The 1,656-nt window shown below is 71.1% G+C and carries 1 protein-coding gene; it reads left to right on the top strand.

The features are described from left to right. Positions 1-150 precede the first annotated feature (150 nt). Positions 151-1,527 carry a serine hydrolase gene (locus ACWF94_RS40130; RefSeq protein WP_453500182.1) on the top strand — a complete coding sequence of 459 codons (1,377 nt, stop codon included), beginning with the start codon at positions 151-153 and terminating at the stop codon, positions 1,525-1,527. Positions 1,528-1,656: the final 129 nt, after the last annotated feature.

Here is a 1,656-nt window from a genome sequence, read left to right as displayed (position 1 = left end):
GGGAGACCCCGGCACGTCCGCACCTTGTACGACACCCCAATCCCCGCCCCCCGGATTCGTGCCCGACCACCGGGCCGCCATGCAGTCTACTTCGTAGACTATGCCATAGCGCGAATGGCGCGTGAACCGTCGTACAAGGAGACCGCCCCTATGACCATCGACAGACAGGCCATCGCAGCCGCAGCGGAGGCCGCCGCGGCCGAGCTGGGGATCGTCGGCGCACAGGTCGCCATCGCCACCGGTGACAACCTCGTGGAGATCCCCGTGGGCGTCGAGAACTTCGCCACCGGACGGTCCGTCACTCCCGACACGCTGTTCCAGATCGGCTCCACGACAAAGGTGTTCACCGCGGCCCTGGTGATGCAGCTCGTCGACGAGGGCAGGGTCGACCTCGACGAGCCCGTCGTGAAGTACCTGCCGGACTTCCGGCTCGGCGACCGGTACGCCACCCAGCACGTCACACCGCGCCATCTGCTCTCGATGTCCAGCGGAATCGACAACGGCCCGTACCGGGACATGGGCCGCGGCGACGACTCCGTACGGAAGGCGGTGGCCCTGGTGGCGGAGCTGCCGGTCATGTCCCGCCCGGGCGATGGCTTCGGCTACACCAACGCCTCGACCAATGTCTCCGGCCTCATCGTCGAGACACTCACCGGCACCACCTGGGACACCGCCCTGCGTGAGCGCCTGCTCGGCCCGGCGGGGCTGCGGCACTCCGCCAGCCTTCCCGAGGACCAGATCTTCCACCCGGTCGCCGTCGGCCATGTCAACACCGGCGACGGGGTGCGGCACTCCGGGCCCTGGATCTTCGACCGGGGCTCCGGTCCCGCCGGTTCGTCCCTCAGCATGTCCGCGGGTGACCTCGCCCGGTTCGGGCAGCTCTTCCTGCGCGGCGGGCGCGCCGCCGACGGCACCCGGGTGCTGTCGCAGGAGTCCGTCGCCGCGATGCAGACCCGGCAGATCGACGTGCCCGCGAAGCTGTTCGCGGACGGCTGGTGCCTCGGCCCGTACGTCAAGACCTGGGACGGCGTGACGGTCTTCGGGCACTCCGGCACCACCATGTGCGGGTCGTCGACGCTGGTGTGGGTGCCGGAGCACCGGACCGCCGTCGCCGTCACCGTCAATGTCGCCAACCGGGGCTACCACTTCGCAGACGCGGTCTTCGGCCATGTGTTCCGGGAGGTCCTCGGGATCAGCAAGCCCGCACGCCCGGCGAAGCGGGCGGTCGTCACGGTCGACCCCGCGCCCTACCTCGGCACCTACGAGGCGGGCGGAGTGCGCTACGAGCTGCGTGCCGACGGGGACAGGCTGTTCGTGACCCTGACGGCGGGCGGCGCGTCGGATCTGGTGTCGGAGGGCTTCGAGCCCGTGACGTCCGAGCTGTATCCCCTGGGTGACCACCGGTTCCTGCCCGCCGACGACGCCATCGGCGGCGACCACCTGTGGGACGTCGCCTTCTACCTCGGCGACGACGGCAGGGCGGAGCGGTTCCTGAACGGCGCCTTCGCCGCGCGCCGGACCGGCTGAGCACGGCCCGGAACCCTGAGGGCCCGGGGTGGGGGGGGCGCCGGGGGGGCCCCCCCCCCCCGCCCCCCCCCAGACCCCGACCCGGTGGGCCCCGGACCAGCAAAAAACACAAGAAGTGAAAAAGGGCCG

It is taken from the genome of Streptomyces sp. NPDC055078, assembly GCF_053607985.1.
Note: the sequence above shows the minus strand (reverse complement) of the source record. Positions and strands in the feature narration are given on the sequence as shown.